Here is a 16,759-nt window from a genome sequence, read left to right on the forward strand (position 1 = left end):
GTGATTTGCGGGCAAATTCCTTTCAATAGGCCTCTCGGTCCCAGCCCAGGTGATCCTTGAGCCACGCGTCATACGCCTTCATGTCCACGACCCCGGCGTCGTGGCCCTCGCGGCTGCGCCAATCCTCGTGGCGACGGATCAGGGCCTGCACCGAGCGGCGCATGGCCGCGCCCAGCTTGGGGTGCTGCTCCTGGTAGGCGTGGTCCCGGCCATGGCCGTGGTAGTTGACCTGGCGGTCGCCGTTCTGGATGCTGCGCTGCCAGGCCGGGCGCATGTCGTGCAGGATGGGGTGGGCCACGGAGAGATCGGTCAGGGGAAGCTGCGCCAGGGTCAGGCCCGCCGCCCTGGCCTGCCAGTGCATCCAGGCCAGCGCCACCTTGTCCAGGTCGCCGGGCTGCGGCGCGGGGTCGGCGGGCAGCACGCCGCCGCCTATGTCGCTGTGCGCGCCGATAAAGGGCATCTCCACCACGTTCATGGCCTGGGCCAGGGCGCTCAGGGGAAACAGGTGGCGGTGCTCGTGCAGGGAGACGGCGTGCGCCACCCATTGCCAGGCTTCGGGCACGCCCAGGCGGTAGCGCGAGTTGTGCGTGCCCGACAGGCCGAACTGCGCCACCGTGTCGAACAGGCCCAGGAAGCGCGGCGTGATGCAGGCGCGGATGCGGCCGCGCAGCGGGTCGTCCAGCAGGAACCAGCCCGCCTGGGTGTGATCCAGGATGCGGTTGGCGAAATCGCGCGCCAACGCCGCTCCGCGGGAAAAGCCCAGCAGGTCCACGGGCGTGGCGGCCGGGCCGGGGCCGGCCTGCTGCAGGCTGTCCAGCAGGCGCGTCCACTGGGTTTGCAGGATGCGGCCGGCCCGCCAGGCGGTCAGCGCATCCGCGTCCAGGGAGTGCGGGTTGCCCGGTCCGTCGTGGTAATGCGCCGCGCCCTCCCGGTACAGTTGGGCCAGCTTCCAGACATTGCTGCGGGTGACGCGGCTCTGGCGGGTGCCGTCGAAGGCGAACAGCAGCAGGCCCAGCGGATCCACGCGCCGCAGGGGCTGCTGGCCCGCATAGCCCAGGGCTTGCGAGCCGGGCCATGGCCCCAGGGGATCGGGCTCCAGGTAGTGGCCGTGGCGCGGCGAATAGGTGCGCAGCAGATTGTCGTGCCAGCCCGTGGCGGGGTCCGCGTACTGGCCCGGCAGGCGCAGGTGCAGTTCCAGTTCCTCGAGCAGGATGCGGGCCTGACCCAGGGGATCGAGGTCGGCCGCCCAGACGGTCCGGCCTTGTTCGTCGGTGGCCAGGCGGACCGCGCCCATCAGGTCGCTGTGCAGATAGTGCAGGCGGCCCTGTCCGTGCTCGTCGTAGATGATCAGGCCCACCGGGGTCAGTCCCGCGTACAGGTAGCGGCGCGACACGATGCGTTGCGCCGTGGCCGGCAGGTCCAGCTCGGCCAGCAACTGCTGGCCGTGGTGGAAGAAGGCGCGCTGCCGATCGCCCTGGATGCGCAGGATGCGCTGACCGAAAGCGTCGTGGCGGTACTGGACCAGGATTCCGGCCGGCGAGCGCACCCCGCGCAGTCGCCGGCTGGGTCCGTAGTCCAGGTCCAGTTCTCCCACGCGGGTCGGCAGGCCGTCGGGGGCGCGGACCATGGCCGGCGCGGGCAGGGGATGGCGGGCGCGCAGGGCGCCCGTGCCCTCCCAGGCCAGCCAATGGACGTCCTGCTCCCCTTCCTGGCGATAGGCGGCCAGACGGCCCGCCCCGTCATAGTCCAGCCTCCAGGTCCGTTCCTGTCCCAGCGCCGCGTAGTGGTGGCGTTCCGCCCTGACCCGGCCCTGCGCATCCAGGCGACGCGCGCTGGTCCAGACCGGGCTGCCGTCCGGACGCAGCAGCATCAGGTCCACGCTGTGCCGGGTTGCGTCGGCGCGGCTGATCAGGTGCAGGCCGTTGCCCCAGGCATAGCCGGGGTTGCGCGCCTGCACGACGCTGTGCAGGCGGCCCTGGGCGTCGGTCCAGTCCAGGGCGGCGAGGCGGCCTTGCGCGTCCCAGCGGTAGTCCAGCCGGCCGCCTTCGGGCAGGTGGTGCCGGACCAGCCGCTGGCTATCGTCGTAGTCGAAGCGCTCCGTCCAGGCTTGGCCGGGGCTGTGGCGCCGCTCCAGGCGGCGTTCGCGCAGCAGTCCGGCGCGCAGTTTCAGCCGCTGCGTCTCTTCGGGATGTTCGATGCGCAGCAGGCCGTGTCCCTGCCAGCGCAGGCGGGTCAGCTCGCTTTCCTGCCCGCGGCGGTGATGCAGGCTGGCCAGACGCCCGGAGGCGTCATGCTGCATGAGCAGTCCGTCCGCGCCCGCATGGCGGACTTCGGCCAGCGTCCCGTCCGTGTTCCAGCGCCGCGTCTGCGGACCGGTCAGAAGCGTGTCCCAGCCTTGCAGCCGGCCGCGCTCGTCCAGGTCCAGCGTCATCGGCCCCCACCCGCCGTCGGCTTGCCGCACGCGCCGGATGGAGCCGTCGGCGCGCCGCTGCGCATGCCACGGGCCTGCCTGCAGCCATCGGCCTTGCGCATCGTGCCGCCAGACGGTCCGGTAGGCGGGGCAGCCGTTGCACCAGCGGCTTTCCAGGCTGCCCAGGCGCGCCTGGCCCTGGATCAGGCTGTGCGCGAACCGGTGCTGCTCCTGGCCCTGGGTCCAGAGGCTGAGGCCCGGTTCATGGCTTGCGGTCCATTCCTGGTCCAGGGCGTGCGAGACGATGCGCCGCACCCTGCCTTGTTCGTCGTAATCCCATTGCTGCAGTCGGTGCGCGGGCTGCCCGGGGGCTTGCAGGCTGACGCCGCCCAGCCGCCGGCTCCAGGGCGCGGGAGCGGCGTGGTAGAGGCGCATGAGGCCGTCAGGCCGGGACACGCTGGCCAGCCAGGGCCGCCCTCCTTGTCCCGTCATGCGCCAGCGGAACAGGCCGGCGGGCGTCTGGACGGCCAGCGCCTGCCGGTCCGCCTGCCAGTCCAGCCGCAGGACCTGGCCCAGGTGATTGCGGACCTGGCGCACGGCATGAGCGTCGGGGCGGTCGGCCGGCAGGCGTTCGATGTGCAGCCAGCGGCGCGCGGAGGTGCGCAGGCGGGTCAGCCAGCCCTGTTCATTGAAGTGCAGCATCAGGCCGTCGGCGCCCTGCCAGCGCCAGCCTCCGGCTTCGGGCCGGGCTGGAGGAGACAGGGTCAGGCGGCGGCCGTCGGGCAGGTGCAGCGCGGCGCCCTGGCTGCGCACCTGCAGGTCGTAGTTCAGCGCCCAGCCGGTCGGCCCCAGCGTGGGGGTGGGATTGGGCGTGTCGCCGTTCATGTGCCGTTGCAGTTGCAGCAATGGCCAGGCCCGGCTCGCAGGCAGGTCGGTGTCGCTTTGCTGCTTGCGTCCGGTGAGCAGGTCCACGGGGTTGAGCAGGCCCAGGTCGGGCGCGGGTTCCGGCTCGCCGGCCAGTTCGGCGGCGGGCGCGCAGGACGGCGCGGTCGGCGGCAGGGAGCAGGTTCGCCCTGCCTGCGGCCAGGCCGCCGCGGGAAGCAGGGCCGGCAGGAAGATGAACCATCGTAGACGTGCGGCAGACATGAGGGACTCTCCACAAGAAGGCAATCCCTGCTATCTTGGTGATGTGTGCAGCCCGAAAACAGCCTGGGAAGCACAAAGATCCATAAGGAGAAACCGTATGCTAGTCGTATTCAAAAGCAAGGCCGCGGCCGATGTCCTGATGTTTGCTGAACATGCCATGCCTATTCTCCGGGCGGCAGGACGCTCCTACCCTGAAGGCTTGCCCGAGCGCGGCGTGTTCACGGCGGAACAGCTGCCCGCGGCCATACAGGGCATAGAACACGCCGTGGGGCAGGACAGGGAAAACGAACATGCGCCCCATGACGACGAAGACCGCGAGCCCGACCATCCCATCTCCCAGGCGGTCAGCTTCAAGCAGCGCGCCTTTCCGCTCCTGGACATGCTGCGCCAGGCGCACAAGAGCGGCGACCCGGTTTTGTGGGAACCCGCCGACAGTTCCTGGTGAGAGGCGGATTGTCGGCCCGCCGACATTCCGGCGGGCCGTCTTTGCTTAAGCTGCAACCACATCCCATTTCCCGCGGAGGCCTTGCATGCGCGCCATCGTTCTCGTGATTTTCAACCCGCGCCAGCAACTGGAGCTGGTCACCTCGGTGCAGCCCGATGCGCAGGCCAGCGCGGCCTCGCGGGACTGGCTGGACCAGACCTGGGAACGTCTGGGCTGCGAGCCGCTGCGCCCCAGCGGCAAGGTCCTGCTGCTGGACAAGATCATGGGCGTGGCCGACGCCCTGGGCCATGACGTGCTGTCCCAGGACCAGGACCGCGCCCAGGAGTTCGCCCGCCACTGCCTGCAGGCGTTGCAGTCCACGCGCGTCACGGTGGACCTGCCGGGGCTGGCGGTCACCTTCTAGGTCGGGGCGCGCGGCCCGGTCGCGGCTTGCGGCCTCGGTCCGCCCCGGGATCAGAAACGGTGGACGATGCCGACCGCGCCGCCGAGCTGGTTGCGGCCCGGCTCGATGTTGGCCCCGAACTTGCCGCCGCGCACGCTCACGGACGAGCCGTGGTTGTTGATCGCGTAGGAGGCCAGGCCATAGAGCGAGGTGCGTTTCGAGAGGTCGTATTCCGCGCCCAGGGTGATCAGCGAGGGGCGTTGGTCGCGGCCGGCCTGCTGCACGGACGGGCACGAGACGAGGTTCATGTTGTCGCAGGTGGTGCCGCGCTGGTGGTAGACCGCAGCGGACAGGCGCGTATTCCCGGCGGGGCGGTAGGTCAGGCCGGCCCAGAACAGGTGGCTGATGTAGGAGCGGGTCGTCAGGTGCTGGTCGAGCCAGCGGTAGCCGCCGTAGAACGTGAAGTCCGCGGCCTGGTACGAGACGCCCGTCAGGACGCGGTCTTCGCGGTTGTCGCTGCTGTTGGCGCCGGCCTTGGGGGCGTCGGCGCGCTTGCTGTGGTACAGCACGGCGGCGGTCAGGCCGTCGGCCTTGTATTGCAGGCCCAGGCCCAGCATGCGGCCGCGGTTCGCGTCGTCCCAGCTCTGTTCGTTGTTCCACCCGAAGCTGTAGTACGCGCCCAGGGTGACGGCGCCGAGCTTCGTTGTGTATTTGATGGAGTTGTCCATCCGGTCCGAAAATGCGGGGTCGAGATTCTTGCCCCCAAAGCTGGAGTTGTTGTACGGATTGAACTTGCTCATCCAGTCGATCATCAGCGTGTTGTGGCGGCCCAGGGTCAGTTCTCCCCAGCTTCGGTCGGACAGGCCTACATAGGCCTGGCGTCCGAACAGGCGCTTGCCTTGCAGGGAGTTGCCGGTGGCGATGTCAAAACCGCTTTCCAGGGCGTACACGGTCTTGAGGCCGCTGCCCAGGTCTTCGGCGCCGCGCAGGCCCCAGCGTGAGCCGTACCAGTTGCCCGAGCCGAAGCCGGCATGGGTGCCGCCGCCAGGGGCGTGATTGATGAATTCCATGCCGGTGTCGATCAGCCCGTAGAGCTGAACCGATGCGGCATTGGCCGCCATGACGGGAAAGGAGGGGGAGAGAGCGGACAGGCATGCGCCGGCCGCCGCGATGCGCAGGGAGGTCTTCACGGTTGGTATCCTCTTTGGGACTTGATCGGAACCCGCAGTGTAGGAAGCCGGTGCTACAGCCGCATGACAGTGAAGACGGTGCCCGCGGCGCTTGTCGCCCCGCCGCGCCGCTTCGTGAGTGCTTCCCGCCAATGAAAAACCCGCCTCGTGGGCGGGTGTCCTGCGGCGGCGCGGGTAAGCGGGCCGCGATGCGAAGCCTTGGGCCCGGCGGGAATGGGCCGGACCGGATACTGGGCGGGATCGCCGCCCGGCATCCGTGAAAAGGGTCAGGCCGTGGCGGCTTCCTGCTCGGCCTGGGCGATGATGTGGCGGTTGACAGCGCTCAGGATGGCCAGGAAGGAGGCCGTGACGATGTCGGGGTGTATGCCCACGCCAAAGCCCGAGGGGCTGTCGCCGATGCGCATCTCCACGTAGGAGGCGGCGCGGGTCTCGGCGCCCGAGCCGATGGCGTGCTCGTTGTAGTCCATGATCTTGATGGACAGGTCCAGCGCGTTCACGAAGGCCGAGATGGCGCCCTCGCCCGAGCCGCTCAGGCTGCGCACCTTGCCGTCCTGCTCGATGTCCACCTCGATGGTGAACTGCTGGCCGCTGTCGGCATGCGGCTGGCTGACGATGCGGTGATTGAGCAGCTTCCAGTGCTTCTTGCAGTCCAGGTACTCGGCGGCGAAGATGCCGTACACGTCGGCGGGCGTGACTTCCTTGCCGGTGGAGTCCGTCACGCGCTGGATGGCGCGGCTGAACTCGATCTGCATGCGGCGCGGCAGCACCAGGCCGTGTTCCTGCTCCAGCAGGTAGGACACGCCGCCCTTGCCGGACTGGCTGTTGACGCGGATCACGGCGTCGTAGCTGCGGCCCAGGTCGGCCGGGTCGATGGGCAGGTAGGGCACTTCCCAGGGCTCGTCGGACTTCTGCTGTGCGAAGCCTTTCTTGATGGCGTCCTGGTGCGAGCCGGAGAAGGCCGTGAAGACCAGGTCGCCGGCATAGGGGTGGCGCGGGTGCACGGGCAGCTGGTTGCAGTACTCGGCGGTGCGGCGCACTTCGTCGATGTCGGAGAAGTCCAGTTCGGGATCCACGCCCTGGGTGTAGAGGTTCAGCGCCAGGGTGACCAGGCAGACGTTGCCGGTGCGCTCGCCGCTGCCGAACAGGCAGCCCTCGATGCGGTCCGCGCCGGCCATCACGGCCAGCTCGGCGGCGGCCACGGCCGTGCCGCGGTCATTGTGGGGGTGCACGCTCAGCACGATGCGGTCGCGCTGCTGCAGGTTGTTGTGCATCCATTCGATCTGGTCCGCATACATATTGGGCGTGGTGGCCTCGATGGTGGCGGGCAGGTTCAGGATGACGGGCTTGTCGGCGGTCGGCTCCCAGGCCTGGACCACGGCGTTGCAGACTTCCAGCGCGAATTCGGGCTCTGTGGTGCTGAAGACTTCAGGCGAGTATTCATAGCGCCAAGAGGTCTGGGGGTATTTGGCCACCTCCTGCTTGACCAGGCGCGTGCCGGTCAGGGCGATATTCTTGATTTCGTCCTTGCTCAGGTTGAAGACGATCTTGCGAAAGGCCGGGGCGCAGGCGTTGTACAGGTGGATGATGGCCTGCTTGGCGCCGGCGGCCGCTTCCACGGTGCGCTTGATCAGGTCTTCGCGGGACTGGGTCAGCACGATGATGGTGACGTCCTCGGGGATGCGCTTCTCGTCGATCAGCTTGCGAACGAAATCGAAGTCGGTCTGCGATGCCGATGGAAAACCGACCTCGATTTCCTTGAAGCCGATCTTGACCAGCTGTTCGAAGAAGCGCAGCTTGCGGGCCACGCTCATGGGTTCGATCAGGGACTGGTTACCGTCGCGCAGGTCCGTGCTCATCCAGATCGGAGCCTGGGTGATGCGCTTGGACGGCCAGGTGCGTTCCGAGAAATCGCGGTCGAACGCGACGAACGGACGATACTTCTGGGAGGGGTTTTTCAGCATTGCCATGGGGATACCTGTCGGACAAAAAGTGTTTTTTACTTCTTGCCGTCACCAGCGGTTCAGCATGTACGTAGGCCGGTGGCGGCGCAAATGACGTAGATGTGGCTGAATCTGGCTGCCGAACTGCCACGGGACGCTAGGCCCGGCAACCGGACGCTAGTAGTAGCAGGGAGAACAGGCGGGACAGGGCGGCCGGACGGCGGCCGGGACGCACGGCATGCAGGGACCGTTCAGCGGCGCGGCTGAAGCCCTGGAATGCGTTGAAGGATGTGCGTGCGTGGTCCATGTCCGTAAGTCAAACACAAAAAGAGCAACAAGGCAAGCGCCGGAAGAGGTTCTCAGACCTGGGGCTCGCTGCGCTCGTAGTCGGTCTGCAGGAGCAGGTTCTGCTGCTGGGCCAGTTGCATCTTCGAGTATCGGCCCGAACGCATTTCGGCGTGGGCGCGTTGCAAATCACCGACAGTGATGGGGTTGCGCTGGTCGGGCCAGGCCCACAGGATGACGTCGCGCGCGGGCCGGCTCAGGTTGCGGGCCAGGTGCGCGATGGTGGCTTCGTCCACGATGCGCTGCCGGTTGCGGCGCATGACGGCCTGCACGAAGCCATGTAAAAGATAGGCAATAATAAGGGAAATGATGCCAACCACCGTCCACCAGAAGAAGGGGTTGTATTGCTTGATCAGGGCCAGGTTCTGGATGCTCAGGGCCTGCAGGCCGGAATAGTCCAGTCCGCGCCCGAAGCTGATCAGACGATTGAGCAGGTCCCACCAGACGATGGCGACGGCGACGATGATCACGGCGCAGATGATGGTGGCCGTGGCGCAGAGCTTGAACAGAGTGTTGCGCAGCGTCTGGCTGTCACTCGGGGTAGGGATCTGGGCATTGTCGGTTTTCATGGAAACGATTGTACCTATGCTTACGCGTCAGTCACTAGATTTGCGCCAGCAGCAGACGCTGGCTTTGACGCCGCAATTGCAACAGTCTATTAAAGTGCTGCAGCTGTCGGGGGCGGAACTGGAACAGGAGCTGGCCCAGGCCCTGCTGGAGAACCCGCTGCTGGAGCGACTGGACCCGCAGGCGGACGTTGCCGGGCCGTCTTCCGACGATGGGCGGGACGAGGCGGATCAGTCGTGGGCGGCGTTGGATTTTTCCAACTTTCGCGGCGGCGACGAGGACGAGGACTGGGTTCCCGAGACGCGCGCCCCCCAGGACCTGGGGGCGCACCTGCGCCAGCAGCTCGGCCTGCTGCGCCTGGCCCCGCGCGAGCTGGCGCTGGCGCAACTGCTGATCGACGAGCTGGACGACAACGGCTACCTGCCCTGCTCCCTGGACGAGGTTCTGGCCTGGCTGCCGGCCGAGCTGGAGGTGCAGGCCGAGGAGCTGCGTTGCGCCCTGGCCCGCGTGCAGTCGCTGGAGCCGGCCGGAGTGGGAGCGCGCGACCTGGCCGAATGCCTGGATCTGCAGCTGATGCAGTCGGCGGGCCGCCTGGAGCCGGACCTGCTGCGCTGCGCCCGCCATCTGGCGCGCGAGCATGTGGCCAGCCTGGCTTCGCCCAATCAGTTGCGCCAGCGCACCGCGGGCCTGTTCGCCGCCGAGCTGGTGGAGCGTGCCCATCACGTGATCCTGAAGCTGGATCCCAAGCCGGGACGCGGCTGGACCCAGAATGTGTCCGCCTATGTGGTGCCCGACGTCCTGCTCAAGCGCGTCGGGGACCGCTGGGAGGCGGTGCTCAATCCCCTGGCGGTGCCGCGCCTGCAGCTGGCGTCCATGCCGGGCTGCGACATCGAGGCGCATCCCGCGCTGCTGGCCGAGCGCCAGAAGGCGGCGGGCCTGCTGCGCAGCGTGCACAGCCGCTTCGCCACCATCCTGCGCGTGGCCCAGGCCATCGTGCGTATGCAGCAGGACTTCTTCATCCGGGGCGCCGCCGGCCTGCGCCCCATGCAGCTGGCCGACCTGGCGGCCGAGCTGGACCTGCATGAATCGACCATCTCGCGCGCCACGCGCCAGAAGTATCTCCAGACCCCACACGGCGTCATGGAGCTCAAGCAGTTCTTCAGCGTGGGCCTGAACAGCGCGGACGGCCGCAACGATACCTCCGCCGCGGCGGTGCGCGCCCTGATCGTCCAGATGATACGCGCCGAGTCGCCTGCCAAGCCCCTGTCCGACCAGCAGATCACCGATCAGCTGCAGGCCCGGGGCCTGAACGTGGCCCGGCGCACCGTGGCCAAGTACCGCGAGGCCGAAGGCCTGGCCACGGCTTCGCAGCGCAAGATGCGGGCGGCGGCGGGTGCGTAGAAATAGAGAGGGGAATTAGGAGAAATCGAGAAGGCGTTTGTTTGCTGATGGGCCATTTGTTGCAGGATTGACGCGCTTTCTGCTGCTTATGCCGGGTGTCGAAAGGGCTCTCATAGGGAGACGGAACAGAAAATGTGAACTAAATGAGAATGACTATTGATCTTTTCAATATTCTTGATGATAATTGTTCTCATGTATATTTGCATATGTAATGCCATCACCGAGCGTCAAGTACAGGAAGCTGTGCAAGGCGGCGCTGCCAGCCTGGCGGACCTGCAGGGTCAGCTGGGGGTTGCGTCCTGCTGCGGTTGTTGTGCGGATACGGCCCAGGATTACCTGCCGGGCGGGCGCTACGCCAACCAGGTCATGATCGCCCCGGCCGGGGCCGCCCGGGTCGAGGACGCCGCCAACGACAACCACATCGCCGAGCCAGCCTTCGAACGCATCGTCTGCCGCGCCTGACGCGGCTCCGGTGACTGGCCGGCCCCGAACCGTCCCGCACCGGCTCCGGTAGTGGGAATGAGTTTCGTTAGTCCTGCTATTAACCCAAATCCGCAACGGATCGGGCAGCGGGACTGTCCTCTTTTGCGCCGCAATTCCCCTGTGCATGGTAGTCTGTGGCTTTCACCCCCCAAAGCCAGGGGCCGGATTTCGTGTTCGCTCCGAAACCGGCCCGGCCCCGCGTTGCGGGAGTCCGGCGTCCTGTTGGGGCAGGCGCCGCCAGATTCACAGGAGAAGAACATGTTTGGCGATAAAGTGGTGGTTCAACACCTGAACAAGCAACTGAAGAACGAACTCACGGCCATCAACCAGTATTTCCTGCATGCCCGCATGCTGAACCATTGGGGCTTCAACAAGCTGGGCAAGCACGAGTATGACGAGTCCATCGGGGAAATGAAGCACGCCGACATGCTGATCGAGCGCATCTTCATGCTGGACGGCCTGCCCAATCTGCAGGACATGCACAAGATCATGATCGGCGAGAACGTGCCCGAGCTGCTGGGCTGCGATCTGAAGCTGGAGAAGGCCGCCCGCGAGACCGTGGTCGAGGCCATCGAATACTGTGAATCCGCACGCGACTACGTGTCCCGCGACCTGTTCCTGAAGATCCTGGACGACACCGAAGAGCACATCGACTGGCTGGAGACCCAGATCGAGCTGATCAACAAGGTCGGCCTGCAGAACTACCTGCAGTCGCAGATGGGCGAGCACGGCGAATAAGCCGCGCGGCTCCAAAGAAAAAGCGCCCCTCGGGGCGCTTTTTTCATGCGGGCCGCAAGCGGCCTAGAAGGCTTTGTCGGGACAGCCGGGCACCCGGCCCCAGGCATTGTTGGGGCCGCAGTACTTGTTGCGGGCCTCCCAGGAGCAACTGGGGCGCTCGAAAAAACCCTTGGAGCTGCAGGCGTTCAGTTCCTGCTGCAGCTGGGCCTGCCAGGCCCCGCCGTTGGCGCCGCCCACCTGCACGTTCTGCGGCGGCGGAGGCGGCGGCGTGCCGATGTCCACGGGCTGGATGGGCTGCTGGCCGCCCAGGTTGTTGACGGTGGCGATGCCCTGCAGCTCGCGGTTCTGCTCGCTCATGGCGATCTGGATGGCTTCTTCCAGGGAAATGGAGGTGGTGGCCAGCGCGATCGGCGGCTTTTCGTCTTCCAGGGATTCGGTATTGATTTCCCAGGCCACGGGCGTTCCGGGCTGGGGCACCCCCAGGCGGCCGTCCGGCAGGGGCTGCGGCGGCTGCGCGGTGAAGGGCTTGCCGTCCGCATCCAGCGTGGGCAGGTCGTCCGGATCCGCCGTGGCCACCACCATGGACTTTTCGGGCCCGTGCGCAATCAGCCAGTTCCCCAGTTCCAGTCCGCCCCATACCGAGGCTCCTGCAGCCAGCAGCAAGACAGCAATGATAAAACGCCAGGGCATAGGCTATTTCTCGGTCTAGTCAGTGGGCAATCCGCTTTCGGGATGCGCGAAATTGATGAAATGGAGCCGACATTGTAGCGAAATGTCGGCCCCGCTCTTGTGACAGAATTAGACGGCGTCGCCGAAGACGTGTCCGCCGTGCTCGCGCAAGGCATGGAACTCGATGCCGGGATTGAGTTCCTGGGCCACGCGCAACTGCGCCGGCGAAGAAGCCAGGAAGGCGGTTGCCTCGACCACATCGTAGGCGATGTTGCCTGCGTTGGTCTCGATGAATTTCTTCATGTCCTTGGGATCCTTGGCGGTCACCCAGCGGGCCAGGTTGAAGCGGCTGGAAGACAGGCGGGCGTCCACGCCGTATTCGGTCTTGAGGCGGTGGGCCACCACTTCGAACTGCAGCTGGCCCACGGCGCCCAGCAGCATCATGCCGCCGGCCATGTGCGGACGGAACACCTGGATGGCGCCCTCTTCGCCCAGTTGGGTCAGGCCGGTGCGCAACTGCTTGGTGCGCAAAGGATCTTTGACCTCGATGGACTGGAAGAGTTCGGGGGCGAAGAACGGCAGGCCGGTGAATTGCAGGTTTTCGCCTTCGGTCAGCACGTCGCCCAGCTGCAGCACGCCATGGTTGGGCACGCCGATGATGTCGCCGGCGAAGGCGTCGTCCAGCAGTTCGCGGCGCTGGGACAGGAAGGACACCACGTTGTTGGGGCGGATTTCCTTGCCGGTGCGCGACACCTTCAGCTTCATGCCGCGCTTGAAGTGGCCGGAGCTCACGCGCACGAAGGCCACGCGGTCGCGGTGGGCCGGGTCCATATTGGCCTGCACCTTGAAGACCACGCCGCTGAACTTGGGCTCGTCCGGCTGCACTTCACGCTGCAGGGCCGTGCGCGGGCCGGGAGCGGGCGCCAGCTCCACCAAGGCGTCCAGCACTTCCTGCACGCCGAAGTTGTTGATGGCCGATCCGAAGAAGACCGGTGTCTGGCGGCCGTCCAGGAAGGCCTGGTGGTCGAAGACGGGCGAGGCTTCGGAGATCAGCTCGATCTCCTCGCGGGCTTTTTCGAAGGCCTCGCCAAAGCGCTGGGCGATGACCGGGTTGTCCAGGCCGGGGATCAGTTCGTCGTCGTCGCCGTGGCGCTCCTGGCCGGGCTTGAAGACGCGCATGTGGTCCTTGCGCAGGTTGAATACGCCGCCGAAGCGGCGCGCCATGCCGATGGGCCAGGAAAAGGGCACGGCTTCCATGCCCAGGTGCGATTCGATTTCCGACAGCAGGTCCAGCGGCTCCTGCACTTCGCGGTCCAGCTTGTTGACGAAGGTGATGATGGGGGTGTTGCGCGCGCGGCAGACCTGCAGCAGGCGGATGGTCTGCGGCTCCACGCCGTTGGCCGCGTCGATCACCATCAGGGCGGCGTCCACGGCGGTCAGCACGCGGTAGGTGTCTTCCGAGAAGTCCTGGTGGCCGGGGGTGTCGAGCAGGTTGATTACGCAGTCGCGGTACTCCATCTGCATCACGGACGAAGCCACCGAAATGCCGCGCTGCTTTTCGATCTCCATCCAGTCCGACGAGGCGTGGCGACTGGCCTTGCGCGCCTTCACGCTGCCGGCGATCTGGATCGCGCCCGCGAACAGCAGCAGTTTTTCAGTCAGCGTGGTCTTGCCCGCGTCGGGGTGGGAGATGATGGCGAAAGTGCGGCGTTTCTTGACTTCAGAGCGTATGTCACCGGACGACATTGAAAATCCTTGTGGCGGCGCCGCGGTCGGCGCATGGAAAACAGTAGCGAATTATCCGTAAAGGGCGGGCGCGGGGCAAGCCGCGCCCGTCGGCGTCGATCGGCCTCAGTGGCGCGAGACGCCCGCCAGCACGGTGCCGGCCAGGATGAACAGCGAGCCGAAGACGCGGTTCAGCAGCCGTATGTGGCGCGCCTGGCGCAGCATGCGGAGCATGCGGGCGGCCAGCGAGGTGTAGCAGCCCATGGCCACCAGGTCCGTGAAGCAAAGCGTCAGGGCGATCAGCAGGTACTGCAGCGGCAGCGGCCGGCCCAGGTCCAGGAACTGCGGCATGATGGCCAGCAGGAAGACCGTGCCCTTGGGGTTGGTGATGTTGATCAGGCAGCCGCGCAGCAGCAGGTCGCGGATGCGGAAGTCGCTGGGCTCCTGCCCGGCGACCTCGACCGGCATGGCGTCGGTGCGCAGCTGCTTCCAGCCCAGGTAGATCAGGTAGGCCGCGCCCAGCCATTTGATGATGTTGAAGGCCAGTTCGGAGCGGGCCAGCACCTGGCCCAGTCCCAGGCTGATGATCAGCACCTGGATCATGATGCCGATGTTCAGGCCTATGGCCATCCAGTAGCCGCGCCGGAAGCCGTACTTCAGCCCCGAGGACATGGAGGAGATGGCGCCCGGTCCGGGCGAGAAGGAGATGACCCAGGAAGCCGCGAAGAAGGCGAGCCAGGTGCTCAGTGCCATGATGTCGTTCCATCCAGAGGCGGGCGCATCGCCCGCCCCAGGCAGGCGATGCGCCTGATGAGGGATCAGGCCTTGGCGTGCTGCGCGCCGCGACCGCCGTTGCCGCGGCCCTGGCCGCGCCCTTCCTGGCGGCCCTGGGCGGGACGACCCTGGGCGGGCGCGCCGTTGCGGCGTGGACGGCTGTCGTTGCCGGGACGGCGGGGACGGGTGTCCGCGCTGCCGCGGCCTTCGCCGGGCCGGCCCTGGCCGGAGCGGCGCGGAGCATGCGCGCGCGGGGCGGGCGCATTGTTGAAGCGGCGCTCGGCGTAGGTTTCCTCGTTGTCGCCGGCTTCTTCGATGGCCTGGCGCGATGGTGGCGTCCAGCCTTCCACCACGATGCGCTCGATGGTGTTGCGGGTCAGGCGCTCGATCTGCTTGAGCAGGCGCATCTCGGTGCGGTCCACCAGCGACAGGGCGACGCCCTCGCTGCCGGCGCGGCCGGTGCGGCCGATGCGGTGCACGTAGTCTTCAGGCACGTTGGGCAGCTCGAAGTTGACCACGTAGGGCAACTGGTCGATGTCCAGGCCGCGGGCGGCGATGTCGGTGGCCACCAGCACCACCACCTTGCCGTTCTTGAAGCCGGCCAGCGCGCGGGTGCGGGCCGCCTGGCTCTTGTTGCCGTGCAGGGCCTCGGCGGCCATGCCGTCCTTGGACAGTTTTTCGGCCAGGCGGTTGGCGCCGTGCTTGGTGCGGCAGAATACCAGCACCTGGTTCCAGCCGCTTTCGCGGATGATGTGGCTGAGCAGATCGCGCTTGTGGGACTGGTCGGCCAGGATGACCTGCTGGGTGATCAGCTCGTTGGTGGTGTTGCGGGCGGCGACGGCCACTTCGTCCGGGTCGTTCAGCGAACCGCGGGCCAGATCGCGGATCTCGTCCGAGAAGGTGGCCGAGAACAGCAGGGTCTGGCGTTCGACGGGCATCAGGCTCAGGATCTTGCGGATGTCGCGGATGAAGCCCATGTCCAGCATGCGGTCGGCTTCGTCCAGGACCAGGATCTCGACGCCGGTCAGGTCCACGGTGCGCTGGCGCACGTGGTCCAGCAGGCGGCCGGGCGTGGCCACCAGGATGTCCAGCGGCTTGCGCAGGGCGTTGAACTGCGGGTTGATGTTGACGCCGCCGAAGATGACCAGCGAACGCAGGCGGGTGTGCTGGCTGTACAGGCGCACGGATTCCTCGACCTGGGCGGCCAGTTCGCGCGTGGGGGCCAGGATCAGGGCGCGGGGACGGCCGGGCTTGCGGCTCTGCAGGGGATTGTTCAGCAGGCGGTGCAGGATGGGCAGGGTGAAGCCGGCGGTCTTGCCGGTGCCGGTCTGGGCGGCGGCCAGCAGGTCTCCGCCTTCGATGACCTTGGGGATGGCCTGGGCCTGAATGGGGGTGGGATGTACGTAGCCTGCGTCAGTTACGGCACGCAATAGGGGTTCTGCCAACCCGAGGGAGGCAAAGGTGATTTGAGAGTCCAAGAATTTTCCAGTGACCAGCCCAAAAGCCCTCTTCGGGGCCCTACCAATCCAGGCTAACGTATTTGAGGTTTATGGCGACGATGCCACGGCAGGGGCAAGAACGCCGCCTGCTGCAAGTGGCGCAGTGATTGGTGCGCTGCGCAATCAGCCATTATACCGTGAAATCAGTAAAAATCCTCATTGACCGCCCTGTTCCGCCTTATTCGGTTCCGTGAAAAAACCACAGTCGGGCCTGGGCTTGGCGCAAATGGCGGGGCGGCGCCAGTGACAGGAATTGTCAAGTGCGGCCGCCCATGCACTTGTCCTGCCGCGGGGGGCGGTTTACGCTTGGCGCTGTCAGCCCGTCCGGCGCGGCGTCGCGACGTCGCGGCAGGACGGGGCCGTCACTTTCTTTTGTTGTTCATCTGCTTGTTTTCGCAGGAAGAAAATCATGACACGTTGGATTCGATGGGTATTCATCACCGGGTTGGCCGCGCTTCTGTCCGGCTGTGGCTATAACGAGATCCAGCGCCTGGACGAGCAGGTCAAGGCCGCCTGGTCGCAGACTCTGAACCAGTACGAGCGGCGCGCCGAACTCGTGCCCAAGCTGGTCAGCGCCGTCAATGCCTACATGGTCAACGAGCGCGCCGTGCTCACGCAGGTCACCGAGGCGCGCGCCAAGGTCGGCAGCATCCAGATCAAGGTGGACGACGTGGATAATCCGGAGGTCATGGCGCGCTTCCAGGAAGCGCAGAACCAGCTGTCCTCGGCCTTGTCGCGCCTGATCGCGGTGTCGGAGAACTACCCGCAGCTCAAGAGCGACGGTCTGTTCCGCGATCTGATGACGCAACTGGAGGGAACGGAGAACCGCATCGCCACCGAGCGCGGCCGCTACGTGCAGGCCATCCAGGAATACAACCTGTTCATCCGCCAGTTCCCGACCGTGATCACGGCCAAGATCTTCGGCTACAAGGTCAAGGAGAACTACGGGGTGGACCGCCAGAGCGAGATCACGCGTGACCCCGAGGTCAAGTTCGACCTGCCCGCCACGCCCGCTCCGGCCGCCCGTTGATCAGCGTTGGAGGCG

Annotated in this window: 15 protein-coding genes; 6 read left to right on the forward strand and 9 right to left on the reverse strand. The window is 66.7% G+C overall.

Features of this window, described 5'->3' with window-relative positions:
- Positions 1-22: 22 nt before the first annotated feature.
- Positions 23-3,556: a phospholipase effector Tle1 domain-containing protein gene (locus ACF3ND_RS00540; RefSeq protein WP_394063227.1), complete on the reverse strand. Its 3,534-nt coding sequence runs from the start codon at positions 3,554-3,556 to the stop codon at positions 23-25.
- 97 nt (positions 3,557-3,653) lie between these two features.
- On the opposite strand from ACF3ND_RS00540, the gene ACF3ND_RS00545 reads away from it, so the two are divergent.
- Entirely contained in the window at positions 3,654-4,001 is a 348-nt protein-coding gene (locus tag ACF3ND_RS00545) for a DUF1840 domain-containing protein (protein ID WP_394063229.1), read from the forward strand.
- 85 nt (positions 4,002-4,086) lie between these two features.
- Positions 4,087-4,404 (forward strand): hypothetical protein, encoded by a 318-nt coding sequence (locus ACF3ND_RS00550; protein ID WP_394063231.1) that lies wholly within the window; start codon positions 4,087-4,089, stop codon positions 4,402-4,404.
- A gap of 50 nt (positions 4,405-4,454) precedes the next feature.
- Here the strand turns inward: ACF3ND_RS00550 and ACF3ND_RS00555 are convergent, their stop codons facing one another.
- The 4 genes from ACF3ND_RS00555 to ACF3ND_RS00570 all read right to left on the reverse strand — a co-directional run bounded on the left by ACF3ND_RS00555 (position 4,455) and on the right by ACF3ND_RS00570 (position 8,427).
- Positions 4,455-5,573, reverse strand: a complete 1,119-nt coding sequence (locus ACF3ND_RS00555; RefSeq protein ID WP_394063233.1) for a porin — start codon at positions 5,571-5,573, stop codon at positions 4,455-4,457.
- A gap of 266 nt (positions 5,574-5,839) precedes the next feature.
- Positions 5,840-7,534, reverse strand: a complete 1,695-nt coding sequence (gene leuA, locus ACF3ND_RS00560; protein ID WP_394065871.1) for a 2-isopropylmalate synthase — start codon at positions 7,532-7,534, stop codon at positions 5,840-5,842.
- A 136-nt stretch (positions 7,535-7,670) separates the two neighbouring features.
- The gene (locus ACF3ND_RS00565) at positions 7,671-7,820 is read right to left on the reverse strand and encodes a hypothetical protein (RefSeq protein ID WP_394063235.1); all 150 of its coding nucleotides are present in this window, start codon (positions 7,818-7,820) and stop codon (positions 7,671-7,673) included.
- Between the two features lie 52 nt (positions 7,821-7,872).
- Entirely contained in the window at positions 7,873-8,427 is a 555-nt protein-coding gene (locus tag ACF3ND_RS00570; protein WP_394063237.1) for a hypothetical protein, read from the reverse strand.
- Between the two features lie 16 nt (positions 8,428-8,443).
- Between ACF3ND_RS00570 and rpoN the strand changes: the two genes are divergently transcribed.
- The 3 genes from rpoN (at position 8,444) to bfr (ending at position 11,047) form a co-directional block, all read left to right on the forward strand.
- Positions 8,444-9,826, forward strand: coding sequence for an RNA polymerase factor sigma-54 (gene rpoN / locus ACF3ND_RS00575; protein ID WP_394063239.1), 1,383 nt, complete (start codon positions 8,444-8,446; stop codon positions 9,824-9,826).
- A gap of 174 nt (positions 9,827-10,000) precedes the next feature.
- Positions 10,001-10,288: a (2Fe-2S)-binding protein gene (locus ACF3ND_RS00580; RefSeq protein WP_394063241.1), complete on the forward strand. Its 288-nt coding sequence runs from the start codon at positions 10,001-10,003 to the stop codon at positions 10,286-10,288.
- Between the two features lie 279 nt (positions 10,289-10,567).
- Positions 10,568-11,047 (forward strand): bacterioferritin, encoded by a 480-nt coding sequence (bfr, locus tag ACF3ND_RS00585; RefSeq protein ID WP_394063243.1) that lies wholly within the window; start codon positions 10,568-10,570, stop codon positions 11,045-11,047.
- A 63-nt stretch (positions 11,048-11,110) separates the two neighbouring features.
- On the opposite strand, the gene ACF3ND_RS00590 is transcribed toward bfr, so the two are convergent.
- The 4 genes from ACF3ND_RS00590 to ACF3ND_RS00605 all read right to left on the reverse strand — a co-directional run bounded on the left by ACF3ND_RS00590 (position 11,111) and on the right by ACF3ND_RS00605 (position 15,693).
- Complete coding sequence (locus tag ACF3ND_RS00590; RefSeq protein WP_394063245.1) at positions 11,111-11,737, reverse strand: hypothetical protein; 627 nt, start codon at positions 11,735-11,737, stop codon at positions 11,111-11,113.
- A gap of 108 nt (positions 11,738-11,845) precedes the next feature.
- A complete protein-coding gene (locus tag ACF3ND_RS00595; RefSeq protein ID WP_394063247.1) occupies positions 11,846-13,462 on the reverse strand; it encodes a peptide chain release factor 3 in 1,617 nt (538 codons plus the stop codon).
- Between the two features lie 105 nt (positions 13,463-13,567).
- Positions 13,568-14,194, reverse strand: coding sequence for a LysE family transporter (locus ACF3ND_RS00600; RefSeq protein WP_394063249.1), 627 nt, complete (start codon positions 14,192-14,194; stop codon positions 13,568-13,570).
- A gap of 65 nt (positions 14,195-14,259) precedes the next feature.
- Positions 14,260-15,693 carry a DEAD/DEAH box helicase gene (locus tag ACF3ND_RS00605; protein WP_394063251.1) on the reverse strand — a complete coding sequence of 478 codons (1,434 nt, stop codon included), beginning with the start codon at positions 15,691-15,693 and terminating at the stop codon, positions 14,260-14,262.
- A 430-nt stretch (positions 15,694-16,123) separates the two neighbouring features.
- On the opposite strand from ACF3ND_RS00605, the gene ACF3ND_RS00610 reads away from it, so the two are divergent.
- Positions 16,124-16,744 carry a LemA family protein gene (locus ACF3ND_RS00610; RefSeq protein ID WP_394063253.1) on the forward strand — a complete coding sequence of 207 codons (621 nt, stop codon included), beginning with the start codon at positions 16,124-16,126 and terminating at the stop codon, positions 16,742-16,744.
- The last annotated feature ends 15 nt before the right edge of the window (positions 16,745-16,759 follow it).

It is taken from the genome of Alcaligenes sp. WGS1538, from assembly GCF_043187505.1.
Taxonomy (GTDB): Bacteria; Pseudomonadota; Gammaproteobacteria; order Burkholderiales; family Burkholderiaceae_B; genus Alcaligenes.

Coding starts and splice junctions, on each gene's coding strand:
- ACF3ND_RS00540 (WP_394063227.1), bottom strand. CDS start 3,556: ATGTCTGCCGCACGTCTACGATGGTTCATCTTCCTGCCGGCCCTGCTT.
- ACF3ND_RS00545 (WP_394063229.1), top strand. CDS start 3,654: ATGCTAGTCGTATTCAAAAGCAAGGCCGCGGCCGATGTCCTGATGTTT.
- ACF3ND_RS00550 (WP_394063231.1), top strand. CDS start 4,087: ATGCGCGCCATCGTTCTCGTGATTTTCAACCCGCGCCAGCAACTGGAG.
- leuA (WP_394065871.1), bottom strand. CDS start 7,534: ATGCTGAAAAACCCCTCCCAGAAGTATCGTCCGTTCGTCGCGTTCGAC.
- ACF3ND_RS00565 (WP_394063235.1), bottom strand. CDS start 7,820: ATGGACCACGCACGCACATCCTTCAACGCATTCCAGGGCTTCAGCCGC.
- ACF3ND_RS00570 (WP_394063237.1), bottom strand. CDS start 8,427: ATGAAAACCGACAATGCCCAGATCCCTACCCCGAGTGACAGCCAGACG.
- rpoN (WP_394063239.1), top strand. CDS start 8,444: ATGCTTACGCGTCAGTCACTAGATTTGCGCCAGCAGCAGACGCTGGCT.
- bfr (WP_394063243.1), top strand. CDS start 10,568: ATGTTTGGCGATAAAGTGGTGGTTCAACACCTGAACAAGCAACTGAAG.
- ACF3ND_RS00590 (WP_394063245.1), bottom strand. CDS start 11,737: ATGCCCTGGCGTTTTATCATTGCTGTCTTGCTGCTGGCTGCAGGAGCC.
- ACF3ND_RS00595 (WP_394063247.1), bottom strand. CDS start 13,462: ATGTCGTCCGGTGACATACGCTCTGAAGTCAAGAAACGCCGCACTTTC.
- ACF3ND_RS00600 (WP_394063249.1), bottom strand. CDS start 14,194: ATGGCACTGAGCACCTGGCTCGCCTTCTTCGCGGCTTCCTGGGTCATC.
- ACF3ND_RS00610 (WP_394063253.1), top strand. CDS start 16,124: ATGACACGTTGGATTCGATGGGTATTCATCACCGGGTTGGCCGCGCTT.